Source organism: Enterococcus sp. AZ177 (assembly GCF_050544585.1).
GTDB classification, from domain to species: Bacteria; Bacillota; Bacilli; order Lactobacillales; family Enterococcaceae; genus Enterococcus_L; species Enterococcus_L plantarum.
The window spans coordinates 679,256-696,637 of sequence record NZ_CP172944.1 but is presented as its reverse complement, the minus strand read 5'-3'; the positions used below and the strand labels follow the sequence as shown (position 1 = coordinate 696,637).

Here is a 17,382-nt window from a genome sequence, read left to right as displayed (position 1 = left end):
TAGTATTTTTTTGATTGTATTGCCTTTCTTATTATACTTGGCAAACGAACTTTTGTTAAGTGTTTTTTGCTTTTAAGAGATACGAATTGGAAAACGACCAAAACTTTGTTCTAAAATGCGATGATCGCCTAACTGATAAACCTGGTTGCTGCGAATATCTACCGCTAATTCAGAATTTAAATTCTTGGACACTTTTGTAATTAGTGGTAAAGCAAGATCCTTCTTTTTTTCTCGCAAATAACGCTGACCTTTTTCAGTGAAACCAAGGACTTGTATAAAACTATGGTTCCAAGAATTTTCTATTTCCTGCTGTGTTACATTATTTAAACTGTACGTCGCTAATCGTTGTAATCGTGTCCAAGTATAGCGCTTTGTTTTTGCTTTTTCCATAAAAGCTTGAAAAGAATCAGAAGTTTTAGCAGCTTCTTGTAGCCGATACTCGATGCCCTCTTTCATTTGATAAATCGCTTTTAATTCTATAATCGAACTACTAATCAACTTGTATTTTAATAGCGGCCAATACGTTTCCCAAGAGACAGTCGCTGAATTCACTAAATCTATTGCCACTTGTGTTGGTAGCACTTGCCGGATTTGATCTAATTCATCAGAGAAAACCGCCTTTCGGATTGCAGTAGCGCTAGCAAAATTCTGATATATAGTAGTATCATGATATCCTGCTTGTTCTCTTTTTAACGGATACAACATCATCGGCTTTTCATACGTTGCATTTTCTTTGGCATAACTTAAGCCTAAAATGTGATTAGGAGAAGAAAAATCTAACCCATTTTTTGGATACAGCTTACGAAAAACTTCTGTCATTTGTTGTGGATAACTCAATCCATTGTTTTTAATTTGTTGATAAGCTTCGTCGATTTTTGTCTGATTCTTGTTCACAAACTCCCCAAACAACTTATAATCCATCTCTGCGTGGTTGTCTGTACCAAAACATAGTGCATCACACTGTAAAGCTTGAAGTAGCTTGACTCCGCCTGCAGCAAAATAATCTGCTGATTGTACAGCATATGCAAAGGGCAATTCAATAACTAAATCAACACCATGATTTAATGCTTCTTCGGCCCGTGTCCATTTGTCAATAATAGCAGGTTCACCTCGTTGTAAAAAGTTCCCACTCATCACAGCAATCACTACCTCTGCTCCACTCATTTCTCGCGCCATTTTCGCATGGTAGTGATGTCCGTTATGAAAAGGATTGTATTCCACAATAATACCGCAACTTTTCATTTTGATTCTCCTTCATTCAGATCATTTCTATTAGAACTCCATCATACCATGTTTAATTTATTACTGAAACCAAAGAAAAATAAGCAAGCAACACTTTTAAAAGTTCTGCTTACTTATCTTTTAACCTATTTTTTACAAACGAAAAACCAACGCTTACTTTCTTCTGTAGGTGCAGTGTCTGCGAAATCAGCGTAGACTTCAACATTCATGAACCCTGCACTCTCTAGCATCATTAAATAGTTTTCCATTGTATATGTCCGTTCTTGATGTAGTTCATCTTGACGGATAAATACTTCATCATTTTCTTGTTCTTTTACAAAGAACGTTAGAAAATGTTCAATACTATGTTCTTTCTCACCAGGATAACTATCCCATAAAAAGGCAAATTCTTCTGTTTGGTAATGATAACTGTATTCTGGAAATACTTTGTCTACTTGGTAAACCGAATGGACATCAAAAATAAAGACCCCATCTTCTTCTAGCGCTTGATAGACATCGTCAAATACTTGTTGAACTTCTTGACGGTTTGACATGTAGCATAGCGAATCTGAAAAACAAGTAATCGCATGATATTGACCCATTTCTGATAAATCCATCATGTTACCTTGAACAAACTGAACATAAACTTCCTCTTCAGCAGCTCGTTTGCTGGCCATCATCAACATTTCTTCAGATAAATCCAATGCGGTTACGGTAAACCCTGCTTTGGCGAAATTCACAGCTAACGCACCAGTCCCACAAGCCATTTCTAAAACATCCATTTTTCCTTCTGGCAAATGACGTTTTGAAAATGCTAGCCATTGATCATAGAGACTATCATCCATTACTTCGTCGTAAACAAAAGCAAATGTTTCATATGTCATATTACTCGACCCAAGCGTGTAGATCGACCATTGGAGCATCTGACCAAAGTTTTTCTAAATTGTAAAATCCACGTTCCGCTGATTGGAAGACATGAACAATGATATCACCTAAGTCGATCAATACCCACTTACCGCCATCTTTTCCTTCAATTCGTTTTACTTCTACATCTGCTTCTTCTTCTTTTTCAATAATTTCTTCCACGATGGCATTGATTTGACGTTCACTTGTTGCTTGGCAAATCATAAAGTAATCTGCTAAAAGTGATATTTCATGCACATCTAAAGCCACAATTTCCTCTGCTCGTTTTGAATCAGCTGCTTTTACAGCGATTTCTAAAATCTGTTGACTATCTATGATGGTTTCCTCCTATTATTAAATTTAATTTTTGTTTTTGATGCTGAAAGAGTTCTAACAGTGATGAACGAGCTCAATCAGCTTTTCTTTGAGCTAGTTTCTCAAAGTAGCTTTTCTAGCTACCCAGTAATTATATGTCTCAATTGTTTTGGGATAAATTTTTTGTTCTTTTTCAATAAGATGTAACAATGTATGTTTTGTTTCATATGCAACGGTTTCATCTAAATCGACTAAAGCCAATTCACGTGCTTCATTTACACCAGGAAAATTACGACCTGGTTCGATGTAATCTGCAACATAAATGATTTTATCCAGCAAGCTCATTTTAGCTGCACCTGTCGTATGCAGACGAATCGCTTCTAAAATCTCTTCGTCCTCTATGCCTAGTTCTCGTTGAACCATGCTTGCACCAACAAGTCCGTGCCAAATTGCATTCCCATAATTCAGTAAATCCTGATTATAGCCATCACGTAGGATAATCATTTCAAACTCTTCATCCGGACGTTCTTTCGCATAATCGTGAGTCAATGCCGCAATACTAGCCTTCTCCTCAGACGCACCGTATTTAGCTGCCAGAGCAATGGCCGTTTCTTCTACGCCTAAAACATGTTGAAACCGGCGCTCACTCATATGCATCTGAACTTCTTGCATCAATTCTTCGCGTTTAAACGATGTATACTTTCCGCTAAAATCCATCTACATACAGCTCCTTCTCTTCTATATAGTGTATCACACTATCAGGCAATAGGTAGCGCGTAGAACAACCATTTTTAATTTTTTCCCGAATCACTGTTGAGCTGATATCCATTTGGGGAACGTCTACCCAAATAATTGGATAAGGTGTGCCCGTTCCATAATGAGGACGCCGAATCCCCACAAAATTAGTTAACGTCATCAATTCATCGATTTTATACCACTTTGGTAAATATTCTACCATGTCTCCGCCAATGATAAAATAGTAATCCGTATCTGGATTGTTTTGTGTTAAAGCTTTCATCGTATCATAGGTATAGCTTTTCCCCTTGCGAAACAACTCGATGGGCTCAATCGCTAAGTTATGATTATCAGAAATGGCTAATTCCAACATTGCTAATCGATGTTTGCTATCGATCGTCTTTTTTTCATCTATATGAGGCGGTAAATAAGTAGGCATCAAATAGACTTTGTCCAACCCAAGTTGCTGTTGCACTTGGTCGGCCATTACTAAATGAGCCACATGAACTGGATTAAAATTTCCACCTAATATTCCTACCTGTTTACGCTTTTGAAAAAGCTCTGCTTCTTCCACAATTACTTCTGCTTTTAATGCTGCATTCGTATTTGTCCCCATTTTTCTTACCTCCAAGTTTTTAAATTGCTTTAACTTCTTTAGAGATCTTTTGGTATTTTTCGTTAGATGATGGTTTAAATAACACTAATACGCGGCCGATAATTTGAACGATATCGCAATGAATATCTGCTTTTAATGCTTCTGCTACATCTTCAGCTATCTCGTCGGTATTTTGTAATAATGTTACTTTGATCAATTCGCGTTTTTCCAATGCTTCATTGATTTGTACCACCATCGCAGAATTTAAGCCGCCTTTACCAATTTGAAAAATTGGTTGTAAATGGTGCGCTTGACTGCGTAAAAAACGCTTTTGTTTTCCTCTTAAATCCACTAATTTTCCTTCTCTCTGTTCTCACTTATGGTTAAATCAACGCTTTTCTTCTTAAAACATCTACGCCTTTTGGTGCCCAGCCAGCAACGACACCGGGTTCGGTTACCGTGATCCAGCCCAGTCCCGCGAATACGATATCTGTTTTTTCTTTGATCGAAAATTCAAAACGGACTAACTCTGGAAATTCTGCTACTTCATCTGGACGCGGCGGTTGTAATAACCCACCAACATGTTTCTCATAGAAGTCGTCTGCTGTAACCAATTTCGTACGGTGGATCGATAAGTCATTTGACACATAGGCAATAAACGAACTACGTTCCCCTTGAATAAAGTCAAATCGAGCTAAACCACCTAAAAATAGTGTTTGCTCTGGATTCAGCTGATACACTTTTGGTTTGATCTCTTTTTGTGGTGCAATGATTTTTAAATCCTTTTTCCCAAGATAATGTGCCATTTGATGACGATGAATGATTCCTGGTGTGTCAATCAAGAAATGTCCGTCCTCTAAAGGAATTTCGATTTTATCCAATGTTGTACCTGGAAATTGTGATGTTGTGATAACATCTTGAACACCAGCTGTTTGTTTAATGATTTGATTGATTAATGTTGATTTACCAACATTTGTTACACCGACCACATAAACATCTTTACCATCACGATATTTTTCAATCGTTTCAAGTAAATTTTCCATTTCTTGTGGTTTCTTGGCACTAGTTAACAAAACATCGACTGGACGTAACCCTTCTTCATGAGCACGCTCTCTCATCCATTGGACCATTTTTGGTTTCTTCAATGATTTTGGTAGAATATCAACTTTGTTTCCCACCATCAATACTGGATTATCTCCGATAAAACGATGTAAACCAGGAATCAATGAACCGTTAAAATCAAAAATATCAACCACATTTACGATCAGGGCATCTTCTTTGCCCAATTCATTTAACAGACGTAAAAAATCATCATCTGTCAATTGAACATCTTGAATGTCATTATAGTGTCTTAAACGAAAACAGCGTTGGCAATACACTTCCCCTGTCTCCATCCCTTTTTCAAAAGCAGCCTTTGGCGTGTAGCCTAGTTCATCGGGCTGATCTGTTTGAATGATTGCACCGCAACCGATACAATGAATTGCTTCTTGCTCACTCATTCTAGTCCGCCTTTCCATACCATATCTGGATGTTTCTTCGCTAAATGCTTCATGATTTTTCGCTCAAAGAATCGATTGATTCTTGTATTCCAACCATCCGTATCAACAATTGGACGCACTAAAATATTTCTGATTCCTGCAGCATTTGCCCCCCGAATATCCGTCATGATCTGATCACCGACCATTACTAATTCTTCTGGCTTCATATTCAGTTTTTTTTCAGCTTCTCTAAATCCTCTTGTCGAAGGTTTCAACGCTCTAGAAACATACTCAAGATCAAATTTCTCTACTGCACGTTTTATGCGGCTAGATTTATTATTTGAAACGACCACAACAGGAATCCCGGCATTTTTCATTTCCAGAATCCATGTCAGCAATTCTTCGGTTCCATCTGGGTTATCCCACGCAATCAATGTATTGTCCAAATCGGTCAATACAGCTTTGATCCCTAATTTTTTTAATTGGTTTGGCGTGATTTTATAAATCGCATCAACCATCCAAGTTGGTTTAAATTTTGAAAACATAGTAACTCCTCTCATCTCCACGATGAACTTTTTCATAGTGAAAGGAGTACTAAGCTAGCACTCCTCCAATTTGTATTATACTGCATTTCCTTAAAAATTTCTATAAATGCTTATCATAAGTTTTCATAAGACTCAATAATGATTAAATAATCGAGATTACATGGTTTTGTCTTTCCACTGTTTTTCATGGTAAACTTTTCCATACAAATAAAAGAGAAAATTGAATGCCTGTCAAAATAGAACAATCATTCGTCAATCTTTTTGTTCTCGAAAAAAAACAACGATACCGCTTTATAAAAAATCTTTGATACAACGTGAATAAAATTAACACACACAGACCAAATAAAAATCCGCATGTTTTAGTATTTGAAAAGGTCTATTTGCATTAACCTATGAAAAAACCTGAAAATGGTGGAAAATCACCTTTAATTTAGGGGTGACATCATAGTATATAAAGTTTATTCACAATAAAAAAGATAGGAACATAGCTCTTAGAGTCATGTCCCTATCTTATATAAAGTGAAAAGAGAAGCGACAGCTTTGTTACACTTCGATCACATCGCATTCTAAGTACTAAAAATTTGATGGCTTCAAAAACAAACTGAAATTGACTGGAATCCCTCAAAAGCAAAGAAACAATCCCACCATTTTCCTGAATTCCCTCTTATTACATTAGAAGTCCACGGGGTACGAGTTGTTATTATACAGTACCTACCGTACTTCATTCCACTCTCTTTTTTATCCTTGATTAATATTTACGGAAACGTTGGTAACGATTTTCTAACAGCACATTTGTTTCTAATTTAGATAGCTCAGAGAACTTACTAATAAGTGCTTTTTGGATCATCCGATTGATTTTCGATTGTTCTAAGACTTCGCCATTCATTTCTTCTGGAATCACTCGATCAATAATCGTTAATTCTTTTAATTCTGTCGCTGTAATTTTCATTAGTTCTGCTGCTTCTTTAGCGCGACTGCCGTCTTTCCATAAAATCGATGCAAATCCTTCAGGAGAAAGGACAGCATAAATCGTGTGCTCTAGCATCCAAACTTCGTCACCTACTGCAAGTGCTAATGCACCGCCGCTTCCGCCTTCACCAATAATAATTGCAATAATTGGAACGCTCAAATCAGACATCTCGATTAAATTTCTTGCAATTGCCTCACCTTCACCACGTTCTTCTGCCTCAATACCGCAATACGCTCCTGCTGTATTGATAAATGTTACCACTGGACGTCCAAATTTTTCTGCTTGTTTCATTAACCTTAAAGCTTTACGATACCCTTCTGGATGAGGAGCACCAAAATTTCGTTCGATATTCTCTGGTAAATTACGCCCTTTTTGAATGCCTACAACCGTTACTGGTTTTTCTTCCAATGTTGCAATGCCACCAACAATTGCCAGGTCATCACCAAAGTATCGATCACCATGAAATTCCATAAAATCATCAAAAATTGCTGCAATATATTCTAAAGTAGTATACCGATCCTGTGCTCGAGCTAAGGTGACAATATCATTGGCTGTTTTTTCCATCGCTATTTCCACCCTTTCATCGTGTGAATCTTTATTAATTTACTAAGCGCTTCTTGCAACTGATTTCTAGGAACAATTTTATCAACAAAACCATGATCTAATAAGAACTCTGCTTTTTGAAAATCGTCTGGCAGCTCTTGACGGATCGTTTGCTCGATCACGCGACGCCCAGCAAAACCAATCAAACTTTGCGGTTCGGCTATTATAACATCGCCATCCATAGCGAAACTAGCAGTAACACCACCTGTTGTTGGATCAGTCAACACAGTAACATAAAGTAATCCAGCGTTGCTGTGACGTTTCAACGCACCAGAAATTTTCGCCATTTGCATTAAAGAAAAAATACCTTCTTGCATTCTAGCTCCACCTGAGGCGGTAAAAATAATCACTGGTAACTGTTGTTCTGTTGCTCGTTCAAACAATCGAGTAATTTTTTCACCTACAACAGTGCCCATACTACCCATAATAAAATTAGCATCCATTACACCAATACCAATTTCTTGCCCGTCGATTTTGGCTTTTCCAGTTAAAACAGCTTCATGTAATTCTGTTTTTTCCTGCATCTTAGTAATTTTATCTAAATAATCAGGAAAGTCTAATGGATCTTTCGTAATCAAATCTGTATCCCATTCTTCAAAACTTTTCTCATCTACCGTCAATGCTAGACGCTCCCAAGCACCAATTCTAAAGCTATAACCGCAATAAGGACAGACTTTTTCTGCCCCCATGTCTTTTGTATATAAGGTGCGTTTACAACAAGGACACTTCGCCCACATATTATCTGGAACTGCAGGTTTTTTTACAGAAGGTTGGTCGCCCGCGCGATTCGGATTGATTCGAATGTAGTTTTTCTTTTTAAATAAAGCCATACACCTGCTCCTTTTTAATTATCGCTTTCTGGTTCCCAATTTGGTAAAAACGTTTCTTGTAAAAAGCTCGTATCATAATCGCCAGCCAATACACTTTTATGTGTAATTAAATCTAGTTGAAATTCCGAATTTGTGATGATACCATCCGTTACGATTTCATTAAGCGCCCGCTGCATTTTCATCAACGCATCCATTCGATCATTTCCATGAACGATTACTTTAGCGATCATCGAATCATAAAAGGGTGGAATCGTATAACCAGAATACATAGCACTATCCACTCTTAATCCCATTCCGCCGCTTGGAAGCAACAAATTGTTGATTTTTCCAGGAGAAGGAGCAAAATTAAACGCAGGATTTTCAGCATTGATTCGACATTCAATTGCATGCCCTGTGATTTTAATATCTTCTTGTGTATAAGGTAATTCTTCACCAGATGCAACTTTTAACTGTGCTTTAACAAGATCAATCCCCGTAACCATTTCTGTAACAGGATGTTCCACCTGAATTCGAGTATTCATTTCCATAAAGTAAAATTCACCCGATTGATCCATTAAAAATTCAATGGTTCCTGCGTTCTCATAGTGGACTGCTTTCGCTGCACGTACTGCTGTTTCACCAAGTAACTGACGTTTTTCAGGTGAGATTGCAATCGAAGGTGATTCCTCTAAAACTTTTTGATTATTCCGTTGTAACGAACAATCACGTTCTCCTAAATGAATCACATGACCATATTGGTCACCTAAAATTTGCACTTCGATATGACGTGCTGGATAGATAATCTTTTCTAAATACATATCATCATTACCAAATGCCGCTTTTGCTTCTTGCTGTGCTGAAGTGAAATGTTGAGGTAATTCTTCTTTACTCATCACTTTGCGAATTCCTTTACCACCGCCACCAGCAGCAGCCTTTAACATAACTGGATATCCAATATTATCAGCAATCGTCAACGCTTCTTCAACAGAACTAATCACACCAGTACTTCCAGGGATAACCGGAACATTCGCTTCTTGCATCAATTCACGTGCGTTGATTTTATTCCCCATTGCATCAATTGTTGCTGCCTTTGGACCAATAAAAGTAATATTACACTCTTCACACATTGCTGCAAACTGGCTATTTTCTGATAAGAAACCAAAACCGGGATGGATTGCTTCAGCATTAGTAACGATTGCTGCACTTAGCACACTCTGTACATTTAAATATGAATCAGCCGCTTTCGCTGGTCCGATACAAATCGCTTCATCTGCAAGCTGTGTGTGTAACGCTTCTTTATCTGCTTCTGAGTATACCGCAACAGTTTGTACCCCTAATTCACGACATGCTCGAATGATTCGAACTGCTATTTCTCCTCTATTTGCAATTAAAACTTTTGAAAACATAGCTCACCTATCCAATCATAAAGGTCAATTCTGCTTCCGCTACTTTTTTCCCATTCACAGTCGCAGTTCCTTTGCCGATGCCGGCTATTGATTTTACTTTCATAATTTCTACTTCTAACAGCAACGTATCACCTGGAACAACTTTTTGTCTAAACTTGGCTTTATCGATCCCACCAAAATAGGCTGTCTTGCCTTTAAAATCAGGCATAGACAATAACGCCACAGCGCCCGCTTGCGCCAATGCTTCAAGAATCAGAACACCTGGCATAACAGGCTCACCTGGAAAATGTCCTTGAAAAAATGGTTCATTGATCGTAACATTTTTCTTTGCAATAACTTTTTCCCCAACTACGATTTCTTCCACAGTATCCAATAATAAGAAAGGATAACGATGAGGAATAATGGCTTTGATCTCTTCAATATTCATAGCGACACTCCTTATTTGTTTTGGTTGTCTTTCTACATCAAATTTGAATTTAAGAAATAGCGACACGGAATAATGGTTGATTAAATTCCACAACATCTTCATTTTTTATCAAAACTTCCGTGATGACACCGTCTACCGTTGCAGTGATTTCATTCATCAGTTTCATCGCTTCTACAATACAAACGACGTCCCCTTTTTTCACAGAATCACCAACTTGTTTGAAGTTTTCTTTATCCGGAGCTGGTTTTAAATACACAACGCCCACGATTGGAGATATGATTTCTTCTGAATTTTCTGGTTTTACTTCTGCCATTACTGTTTCATTAACCGTTTCTTTTACTTCAATTGTTTGGCTCGCAACTTCTGTTGTCTCTTGATTCGTTGCATTATTGTTAGTTGCTTGTTTTGTTTCATCAGAAGATGATTTTTGCGTCACTTTATTTTTATTCATATAAAGACCAAAGGAACCTTCTTTAAGATCAAATTCCGTTAGTGTTGATTGGTCAAACTGCGTTAATAATTCTTTCACTTCATTGATATTCATTTTAATCCTCCCAACGTTTTAAACAAAGTACTGCATTGTGACCACCAAAGCCGAAAGAATTTGTTAAAGCATAATCAAATTCATGTTTTTGACTTTCATTTGTAACAATATTTATTTCAATTGCTTCATCAAGTTGATCAACATTGATTGTTGGTGGAATAAATTGATGTTGTAATGCATTTAATGTTGCAATTGCTTCAATACCCCCAGTCGCGCCCAAAGCGTGCCCCGTCATACTCTTTGTACTACTGACACGGACCTTTTGAGCAGTTTCGCCTAGAGCAGTTTGAATGGCTTTCGTTTCTGCAACATCATTGGATGGTGTACTTGTGCCATGGGCATTAATATAACCAATTTTATCAGTGTCAATAGCGGCTTCTTCAATCGCTAATTTCATCGCTTTAGCAGCGCCACTCCCATCAGGTCTTGGTGACGTCATATGATAAGCGTCACAGTTCGAACCATATCCAACGATTTCTCCTAAAATTTTAGCCCCTCTTTTTTGAGCGTGTTCTAAAGATTCCAGCACTAAAATTCCAGCACCTTCCCCCATCACAAAACCACTACGGTCTTTGTCAAAAGGAATCGATCCTCTCTTCGGGTCTTCCTCAGAAGTAACTGCTGTTAATGAAGCAAAACCTGCAATCCCGATTTCAGTGATAGAAGCTTCGGTTCCACCTGCTAATAGTACATCTGAATAACCATGTTTAATATTTCTAAACGCTTCACCGATCGAATTATTCGCCGTAGCACAAGCTGTTACCGTTGCCGTACAGGTACCTCTTGCTCCCACACGTAGAGCGATATTACCAGCCGCCATATTTCCAATTGCCATCGGGATAAATAAAGGCGCTACTCGCTTAGGTCCTTTTTCACGCATTCGAGTTACTTGATCTTGAATCGTTTGAAGTCCACCAATACCTGAACCTACCATGACACCAAAACGGTCTACATCAATTTGATCCGTATCTAATTTACTCATTTCCATCGCTTCTAATGCTGCATAAATACCAAATAGAGAAAACATGTCCATTCGTTTAGCATCTTTTTTTGCAAAATACTTATCAAAAGGAAAATCTTTTACCTCTGCCGCTAATGTAATGCCTGTTTCACCCGCATCAAATTTAGTAATCGGACCAATTCCGTTTTTTCCTACTTGTAAACTTTCTAAAAAGGTTTCTGCGTCATTCCCTATTGGGGATGCTACACCATAACCTGTAATCACTACGCGATTCATTCAACCGCTCCTTTCAAGATTATTCATTAGCCATTCATGACTAAACCACCATCTACATTTAAAACCTGCCCTGTAATATATGGACTTCTTGCTAAAAAGATAGCCGTTTTAGCCACATCCTCCACTTGACCAAACGATTGAAGTGGAATTTGCTGGCTCATTTGTTCTTTTACTTTATCAGATAAAATTTCTGTCATTTCAGTTTCAATAAAACCAGGTGCAATCGCATTACATGTAATTCCTCGTGCAGCAACTTCTCTCGCTACAGATTTTGTTAATCCGATGACTCCAGCTTTACTTGCCGCATAATTCGCTTGACCAATATTTCCCATCAAACCAACAACACTAGACATATTAATGATACTGCCACTACGTTGTTTCATCATTTTTTTAATTGCATGTTGTGTCATGTTGAATGTTCCAGTTAAATTGATTTGGATACAACGTGTAAAATCTTCTTCTGACATTCTCAACAATAATTTATCGTTCGTAATCCCGGCATTATTAACTAAAATATCGATTGAACCTAAGCCTTCGATTGTATCTTGGATCATTTTACCCGCAGATTCGAAACTTGCGATATCTCCAGAAATACCGATACATTTAACACCAAACGATTCTATTTCAGTAATTAGTTCAGCGCTGATTTCTCCACGCCCATTCAGTACAATATTGGCCCCTTCTTTAGCAAATGCTAAAGCTACAGCTTTCCCTATTCCTCGAGTACTTCCTGTAACAAACACATTTTTTCCTTTGAGTTCCATTCGCTACCTCCCATTTAAAAGAGCTTCAGTTTCAGATAATGTTTTTTCATCTTCGACACGAGCCGTTTTTATTTCTTTGTCAATCTTCTTAATAAAACCAGTCAGTGTTTTACCTGGTCCAACTTCTATAATTGCATCAACATTCATTTTTTTTATCGTTTCGATACTATCAGCAAAACGAACAGCAGACATTACTTGCTTTTCTAATAATACTTTTATTTCTGCTTGCGCCATTACTTGTGCTGTAGTGTTGCTAATCACAGGAATCGTCATTTCTGCAAAATTTATATTTTCTAGTTCAATCGCTAATTTTTCAGCTGCCGGCTTTAAGAGGGCTGTATGAAAAGGACCACTAACTTTTAGCGGAATCATCCGTTTAACACCAGCTTCTGTTAACAAGTCTATCGCCTTATCAACTGCAGGTGTCTCACCCCCAATTACAATTTGTTGAGGTGTATTATAATTTGCGGGCGAAACGATTCCAAGGTCACTTGCCTTTTGACAACACGCTTCGATTAAGGATCGTTCAGCGTTCATCACCGCAACCATTTTCCCAGTACCAGAAGGGGCAGCCTCCGTCATAAGCTTTCCTCTTTTTTCAACAAGTTGAACAGCTTCTTTAAAGGTAATCGCTCCACTTGCAACTAGCGCACTGTATTCACCTAAGCTAAGACCTGCCACAACATCAGGCTGATACCCTTTAGCTTGCAACAAACGATAAAAGGCAATACTAACTGTTAAAATCGCTGGTTGTGTGTACATCGTCTCGTTTAATCGATCATTTTCAGTAAAGCAAAGCTCTGCCATATCGTAACCTAGAGCATCACTAGCTTCTTGAAATGTTTCTTGAATAATATTTTCTTGATCAAATAATTCTTTGCCCATCCCAATATACTGAGCGCCTTGTCCACTAAATACAAAAGCTGTTTTCATTACGTTACTCCCTTACTTTAAAAGCTGAACGAGCCGTTTAGTTCTGACTGGAAAATAGGATAAATTGACTGTGATGTTCTTTATCACATTCGATTTTTATCATTTTTCCGAAGAGCTAGCTCGTGAAGCTAGATAGATTAAAAGCTGAACGAGCTCATTTAGTTCTGACTGGAAAATAGGAAAAATTGACTGTGATGTTCTTTATCACATTCGATTTTTATCTTTTTCCCTAAGAACTAGCTCGTGAAGCTAGATAGATTAAAAGCTGAACGAGCTCATTTAGTTCTGACTGGAAAATAGGAAAAATTGACTGTGATGTTCTTTATCACATTCGATTTTTATCTTTTTCCCGAAGAGCTAGCTCGTGAAGCTAGATAGATTAAAAGCTGAACGAGCCGTTTAGTCTCGACTGAAAAATAGGGAAATGTGTTTGTGACGTTCTTTGTCACATGCATATTTCATCTTTTTTCCGAGAGACTGGCTCATAAAGCTAGATGAATTAAAAGCTGAGTGAGCCGTTCAATCTCGACTGAAAAATAGGGAAATATGTTTGTGACGTTTTTTGTCACATGCATATTTCATCTTTTTTCCGAGAGACTGGCTCATAAAACTAGATAAATTAAAAGCTGAGTGGGTTCACTTAGCATCAATGAAAAATAGGAAAACTTAAATGTGATGCACTTTATCACACTTAAGTTTTGTCTTTTTCTGAAAGATCTTCAATTCTTAAAGCTTTAGCTCTTAGTAATTGATAAGATCGATGTAGAAACGTTGTGTTCCACAAACTTAGATATATTTATCGTTTATTGACAAAAGATTCTGTGTTACAACCATCGACTACATTCAGCAGCCATGACTTCTTTTGTCTCACTAATATAAGATTCAATAATTTCTTTTGCTGTTTCTTCTTTTGTTACAAGACCTGCGATTTGTCCTGCCATGATCGAGCCATGATCTACATCGCCCTCTACAACTGCTTTTCGCAAAGCCCCTTGCCCTAATTCATCAAATTGCACAAGATCTGGATTAGCCTTTTTTAATTCGATTTTCTCTAATCGATCATATTCATTGGTCAACTTATTTTTGATTGCCCTTACTGGATGTCCAAAATGTTGACAAGTAACTGTCGTATCAATGTCTCTCGCTTTAATAATTCTGGCTTTATAATTTTCATGTACAGTACATTCTTTTGCAACTAAAAATCGTGTGCCAACTTGGACCGCATCTGCTCCTAACATCAATACAGCTGCCATACCACGACCATCACCGATGCCACCCGCAGCAATCACAGGAATTGTTAATGCATCTACAACTTGCGGTACAATACTCATTGTTGTCAATTTACCGATATGTCCTCCAGCTTCCATGCCTTCAACAATGACCGCATCTGCTCCTATTTTTTCCATTCTAGCACCTAGTGCAACAGAAGGAACCACTGGAATTACTTTAATGTTATGTTCTTTAAAACGAGCCATATATTTGCTAGGATTTCCCGCTCCTGTCGTCACGACCGGAACATTCTCTTCACAAACTAAATCTACGATATCCTGTGCAAATGGTGAAAGCAGCATAATGTTGACACCAAAAGGTTTATCTGTGATTTCTTTGATTTTTTTGATTTCAGTTTGAACGACTTCTTTAGGTGCATTACCACCTGCGATAATCCCCAGTCCACCAGCTTCAGAAACTGCTCCAGCTAATGAAGCATCTGCAATCCAAGCCATGCCACCTTGAAAAATGGGGTATTCAATTCCGATCAGTTCACCTATCTTTGATTGCATATATTACATCCTTCAAACTATAGAATAATTAGTCAAAAAAGGACTGGAACAAAACTCTGTAAGTTTAGTACCAGCCTTTCTAATTCCAACGAGCGGCATGAAAAAAACCAGGCTCTTCAGCAATTGTTGAGAATCGCACAGAGCCAGGCTCTTCCAACTTTTTTATTTTACCTAATCGCTTTGATTATTATGCTTTTTGTTTTTCTACATAAGTTACTAAATCTTGAACAGTCGTGATGCCGTCTTCAGATTCGATTTTTATGTCGAAAGCATCTTCGATTTCATTGATGATTTGGAATAAATCTAAGCTATCCGCATCTAATTCTTCTTGAATGTTAGTTGTTAATTTTACTTCCTCAGGCTCTTTACCTAATTCTTCTACAATAATTGCTTGAATTTTTTCGAATACCATGTGTATATTCCTCCAATAATTTTCTTTTTTAGTTTATATAGTTACAGTTTTACAGCGTTAAGAGAATCGATCCCCACGTTAAACCGCCGCCGTAGCCTGTTAACACAATTTTTTGATTGGAGCCTAATTCAAGTACTCCTTTTTCTACTGATTCATCCAATAATAGCGGAATGCTCGCAGCAGAGGTGTTACCATTATGTTCCATATTTGTGAGAAATTTATCTCTTGGTACTTTAAGTTTTTTTGATATCTTTTCGATGATTCGTTTGTTTGCTTGGTGTAGCAACAAATAATCTACATCTTCAGCTACGATTTCCCGAATATTGTTTGTCACATCATTCAATGAAAAATCATAAATATCTCTTCCAGTCATTTGTAGATAACTAGAGCTTTCAGATGTGCCCGAATAAAACGGACTCTTGTTTTCCATATAGCCAGAAGTCAATGACGTTGCTCTTTGTCCATCAGCTTGGAGTTTTTCATTTAAAAAATGTTCTTCATCACTTGCTTCCAATAGTACGCCAGCTGCTCCATCACCAAACAATACAGCCGTACTTCGGTCATCCCAATCTAGAACCTTAGATAATGTTTCCCCACCGATGACCATACCAAGTTTTTTTCCAGTACGAATCAATTTTTCACCCATGCTCAAAGCATAGACAAAACCACTACAAGCAGCGCTGATATCAAAAGCAAAAGCTTGATTAGCTGAAATACTTCCTTGAACTAGACAAGCAACTGAAGGTGTACCATAATCTGGTGTCATCGTTGCCACAAGGATAAAATCCAACTCTTCAGCATTCTTTCCAGATTTTGTTAATAACTTTTCAGCTACTTTGATACATAAGTCCGAAGTATTTTCATTCGTAACAATGTTTCTTGAACGTATGCCTGTTCGACTGGAAATCCAATCGTCTGAAGTATCCATCATTGTAGCAAGGCGATCGTTGGATACTGCATTTTCAGGAACATAACGGCTCGTACAAGTTATTTTTGCATGTTGATTCATCTTGGTCCTCACTTTTATTTATATTCCTTTAAGAAATCATGAAGATTCTTCAACGCTTTTAATAAAGCTTGTTCTTCGGCTTTACCCATTCCGTTTAGAATTCTCTTGACCATTTCTCTATGGAAGTGCTGATGAACACGGAAAAGTAGTTTTCCTTTTTTTGTCAAACCTAACTTTACTACTCGACGATCATCTTCACTTCGTATGCGTTCAACATATCCTTTTTTTACAAGATTATTGATTGCTACGGTCAACGTCCCAACGGTAATCGACAATTCTTTAGCAACTTCCGAAGAAGTTTTTTTTCTATACATTCCAATTGCTTCAATTGTGTGCATTTCAGTAATGGATAAATCATTGAATTGTGATTTTTTTAATTCAGATTCTTCAATCGTCAAAATATCGTTAAAGACACTGACAAGATAATCATTGACTGTTTCTAAATTAGGTTCCATGTGTGCGCACCATCCATATACTTTGATTATCAAATCATTTGATGTTCAAACTATATCGCAAAAGAAAAAAGATTGCAAGTAAAAAAATCAATATTTTATTTTTCTTAATCAAGAAAGGAACAAAATACGCTATTTTACCTTGATAAATAAGGAGAATTCGAATTATTATTTTTTTTAGTTAAAAAAATTGGGTTGTTGATCCTTATCGTATACTCATCAAATTAGTTGGATTATCAAATT

At 37.3% G+C, this 17,382-nt stretch carries 20 protein-coding genes; all 20 read right to left on the bottom strand.

All coding sequences use genetic code 11. From position 1 onward, the window contains the following. Positions 1 to 72 precede the first annotated feature (72 nt). Positions 73 to 1,242 (bottom strand): nucleotidyltransferase, encoded by a 1,170-nt coding sequence (locus IGJ34_RS03385; RefSeq protein WP_111247659.1) that lies wholly within the window; start codon positions 1,240 to 1,242, stop codon positions 73 to 75. A 125-nt stretch (positions 1,243 to 1,367) separates the two neighbouring features. Beyond that, positions 1,368 to 2,105 carry a class I SAM-dependent DNA methyltransferase gene (locus IGJ34_RS03380; protein WP_069653325.1) on the bottom strand — a complete coding sequence of 246 codons (738 nt, stop codon included), beginning with the start codon at positions 2,103 to 2,105 and terminating at the stop codon, positions 1,368 to 1,370. A 1-nt stretch (position 2,106) separates the two neighbouring features. After that, positions 2,107 to 2,445, bottom strand: a complete 339-nt coding sequence (rsfS, locus tag IGJ34_RS03375) for a ribosome silencing factor (RefSeq protein WP_034682970.1) — start codon at positions 2,443 to 2,445, stop codon at positions 2,107 to 2,109. Positions 2,446 to 2,553: 108 nt separating this feature from the next. Beyond that, on the bottom strand, positions 2,554 to 3,156 hold the full coding sequence (yqeK, locus tag IGJ34_RS03370) for a bis(5'-nucleosyl)-tetraphosphatase (symmetrical) YqeK (RefSeq protein ID WP_430598121.1): 603 nt from the start codon (positions 3,154 to 3,156) through the stop codon (positions 2,554 to 2,556). Continuing rightward, entirely contained in the window at positions 3,146 to 3,790 is a 645-nt protein-coding gene (locus tag IGJ34_RS03365; protein WP_430598120.1) for a nicotinate-nucleotide adenylyltransferase, read from the bottom strand. Before IGJ34_RS03365 ends, yqeK begins: the two co-directional genes overlap by 11 nt. Positions 3,791 to 3,809: 19 nt before the next feature. Further along, complete coding sequence (yhbY, locus tag IGJ34_RS03360) at positions 3,810 to 4,121, bottom strand: ribosome assembly RNA-binding protein YhbY (RefSeq protein ID WP_010773359.1); 312 nt, start codon at positions 4,119 to 4,121, stop codon at positions 3,810 to 3,812. 31 nt (positions 4,122 to 4,152) lie between these two features. Beyond that, positions 4,153 to 5,268, bottom strand: a complete 1,116-nt coding sequence (gene yqeH, locus IGJ34_RS03355) for a ribosome biogenesis GTPase YqeH (RefSeq protein ID WP_111247656.1) — start codon at positions 5,266 to 5,268, stop codon at positions 4,153 to 4,155. Beyond that, on the bottom strand, positions 5,265 to 5,792 hold the full coding sequence (locus IGJ34_RS03350; RefSeq protein WP_069653321.1) for a YqeG family HAD IIIA-type phosphatase: 528 nt from the start codon (positions 5,790 to 5,792) through the stop codon (positions 5,265 to 5,267). The genes yqeH and IGJ34_RS03350 overlap by 4 nt, the downstream gene beginning before the upstream one ends. Before the next feature lie 748 nt (positions 5,793 to 6,540). Further along, complete coding sequence (locus IGJ34_RS03345) at positions 6,541 to 7,326, bottom strand: acetyl-CoA carboxylase carboxyl transferase subunit alpha (protein ID WP_069653320.1); 786 nt, start codon at positions 7,324 to 7,326, stop codon at positions 6,541 to 6,543. 2 nt (positions 7,327 to 7,328) lie between these two features. Continuing rightward, on the bottom strand, positions 7,329 to 8,195 hold the full coding sequence (gene accD, locus IGJ34_RS03340) for an acetyl-CoA carboxylase, carboxyltransferase subunit beta (protein ID WP_430598119.1): 867 nt from the start codon (positions 8,193 to 8,195) through the stop codon (positions 7,329 to 7,331). A 14-nt stretch (positions 8,196 to 8,209) separates the two neighbouring features. Beyond that, on the bottom strand, positions 8,210 to 9,580 hold the full coding sequence (locus IGJ34_RS03335; protein WP_111247654.1) for an acetyl-CoA carboxylase biotin carboxylase subunit: 1,371 nt from the start codon (positions 9,578 to 9,580) through the stop codon (positions 8,210 to 8,212). A 7-nt stretch (positions 9,581 to 9,587) separates the two neighbouring features. Continuing rightward, on the bottom strand, positions 9,588 to 10,007 hold the full coding sequence (fabZ, locus tag IGJ34_RS03330) for a 3-hydroxyacyl-ACP dehydratase FabZ (protein ID WP_069653317.1): 420 nt from the start codon (positions 10,005 to 10,007) through the stop codon (positions 9,588 to 9,590). 49 nt (positions 10,008 to 10,056) lie between these two features. Next, complete coding sequence (gene accB / locus IGJ34_RS03325) at positions 10,057 to 10,551, bottom strand: acetyl-CoA carboxylase biotin carboxyl carrier protein (protein ID WP_430598118.1); 495 nt, start codon at positions 10,549 to 10,551, stop codon at positions 10,057 to 10,059. 1 nt (position 10,552) lies between these two features. After that, entirely contained in the window at positions 10,553 to 11,788 is a 1,236-nt protein-coding gene (fabF, locus tag IGJ34_RS03320; RefSeq protein ID WP_069653315.1) for a beta-ketoacyl-ACP synthase II, read from the bottom strand. A gap of 26 nt (positions 11,789 to 11,814) precedes the next feature. Next, positions 11,815 to 12,552: a 3-oxoacyl-[acyl-carrier-protein] reductase gene (gene fabG, locus IGJ34_RS03315; protein ID WP_111247651.1), complete on the bottom strand. Its 738-nt coding sequence runs from the start codon at positions 12,550 to 12,552 to the stop codon at positions 11,815 to 11,817. 3 nt (positions 12,553 to 12,555) lie between these two features. Further along, complete coding sequence (gene fabD, locus IGJ34_RS03310; RefSeq protein ID WP_206838320.1) at positions 12,556 to 13,485, bottom strand: ACP S-malonyltransferase; 930 nt, start codon at positions 13,483 to 13,485, stop codon at positions 12,556 to 12,558. Between the two features lie 824 nt (positions 13,486 to 14,309). After that, entirely contained in the window at positions 14,310 to 15,266 is a 957-nt protein-coding gene (gene fabK, locus IGJ34_RS03305; RefSeq protein ID WP_069653312.1) for an enoyl-[acyl-carrier-protein] reductase FabK, read from the bottom strand. A gap of 187 nt (positions 15,267 to 15,453) precedes the next feature. Continuing rightward, the gene (locus IGJ34_RS03300) at positions 15,454 to 15,678 is read right to left on the bottom strand and encodes an acyl carrier protein (RefSeq protein WP_010760445.1); all 225 of its coding nucleotides are present in this window, start codon (positions 15,676 to 15,678) and stop codon (positions 15,454 to 15,456) included. Positions 15,679 to 15,727: 49 nt separating this feature from the next. Continuing rightward, entirely contained in the window at positions 15,728 to 16,687 is a 960-nt protein-coding gene (locus IGJ34_RS03295) for a beta-ketoacyl-ACP synthase III (protein WP_069653311.1), read from the bottom strand. A gap of 14 nt (positions 16,688 to 16,701) precedes the next feature. Continuing rightward, on the bottom strand, positions 16,702 to 17,142 hold the full coding sequence (gene fabT / locus IGJ34_RS03290) for a fatty acid biosynthesis transcriptional regulator FabT (RefSeq protein ID WP_069653310.1): 441 nt from the start codon (positions 17,140 to 17,142) through the stop codon (positions 16,702 to 16,704). Positions 17,143 to 17,382: the final 240 nt, after the last annotated feature.

What these genes read in the sequence shown, in the direction of transcription:
- IGJ34_RS03385 (WP_111247659.1), bottom strand. Translation starts at nt 1,242, where the DNA reads ATGAAAAGTTGCGGTATTATTGTGGAATACAATCCTTTTCATAACGGA.
- yqeK (WP_430598121.1), bottom strand. Translation starts at nt 3,156, where the DNA reads ATGGATTTTAGCGGAAAGTATACATCGTTTAAACGCGAAGAATTGATG.
- IGJ34_RS03335 (WP_111247654.1), bottom strand. Translation starts at nt 9,580, where the DNA reads ATGTTTTCAAAAGTTTTAATTGCAAATAGAGGAGAAATAGCAGTTCGA.
- IGJ34_RS03380 (WP_069653325.1), bottom strand. Translation starts at nt 2,105, where the DNA reads ATGACATATGAAACATTTGCTTTTGTTTACGACGAAGTAATGGATGAT.
- fabG (WP_111247651.1), bottom strand. Translation starts at nt 12,552, where the DNA reads ATGGAACTCAAAGGAAAAAATGTGTTTGTTACAGGAAGTACTCGAGGA.
- IGJ34_RS03365 (WP_430598120.1), bottom strand. Translation starts at nt 3,790, where the DNA reads ATGGGGACAAATACGAATGCAGCATTAAAAGCAGAAGTAATTGTGGAA.
- fabT (WP_069653310.1), bottom strand. Translation starts at nt 17,142, where the DNA reads ATGGAACCTAATTTAGAAACAGTCAATGATTATCTTGTCAGTGTCTTT.
- fabK (WP_069653312.1), bottom strand. Translation starts at nt 15,266, where the DNA reads ATGCAATCAAAGATAGGTGAACTGATCGGAATTGAATACCCCATTTTT.
- accD (WP_430598119.1), bottom strand. Translation starts at nt 8,195, where the DNA reads ATGGCTTTATTTAAAAAGAAAAACTACATTCGAATCAATCCGAATCGC.
- accB (WP_430598118.1), bottom strand. Translation starts at nt 10,551, where the DNA reads ATGAATATCAATGAAGTGAAAGAATTATTAACGCAGTTTGACCAATCA.
- yqeH (WP_111247656.1), bottom strand. Translation starts at nt 5,268, where the DNA reads ATGAGTGAGCAAGAAGCAATTCATTGTATCGGTTGCGGTGCAATCATT.
- IGJ34_RS03350 (WP_069653321.1), bottom strand. Translation starts at nt 5,792, where the DNA reads ATGTTTTCAAAATTTAAACCAACTTGGATGGTTGATGCGATTTATAAA.
- fabD (WP_206838320.1), bottom strand. Translation starts at nt 13,485, where the DNA reads ATGAAAACAGCTTTTGTATTTAGTGGACAAGGCGCTCAGTATATTGGG.
- IGJ34_RS03345 (WP_069653320.1), bottom strand. Translation starts at nt 7,326, where the DNA reads ATGGAAAAAACAGCCAATGATATTGTCACCTTAGCTCGAGCACAGGAT.
- IGJ34_RS03295 (WP_069653311.1), bottom strand. Translation starts at nt 16,687, where the DNA reads ATGAATCAACATGCAAAAATAACTTGTACGAGCCGTTATGTTCCTGAA.
- fabZ (WP_069653317.1), bottom strand. Translation starts at nt 10,007, where the DNA reads ATGAATATTGAAGAGATCAAAGCCATTATTCCTCATCGTTATCCTTTC.
- fabF (WP_069653315.1), bottom strand. Translation starts at nt 11,788, where the DNA reads ATGAATCGCGTAGTGATTACAGGTTATGGTGTAGCATCCCCAATAGGG.
- IGJ34_RS03300 (WP_010760445.1), bottom strand. Translation starts at nt 15,678, where the DNA reads ATGGTATTCGAAAAAATTCAAGCAATTATTGTAGAAGAATTAGGTAAA.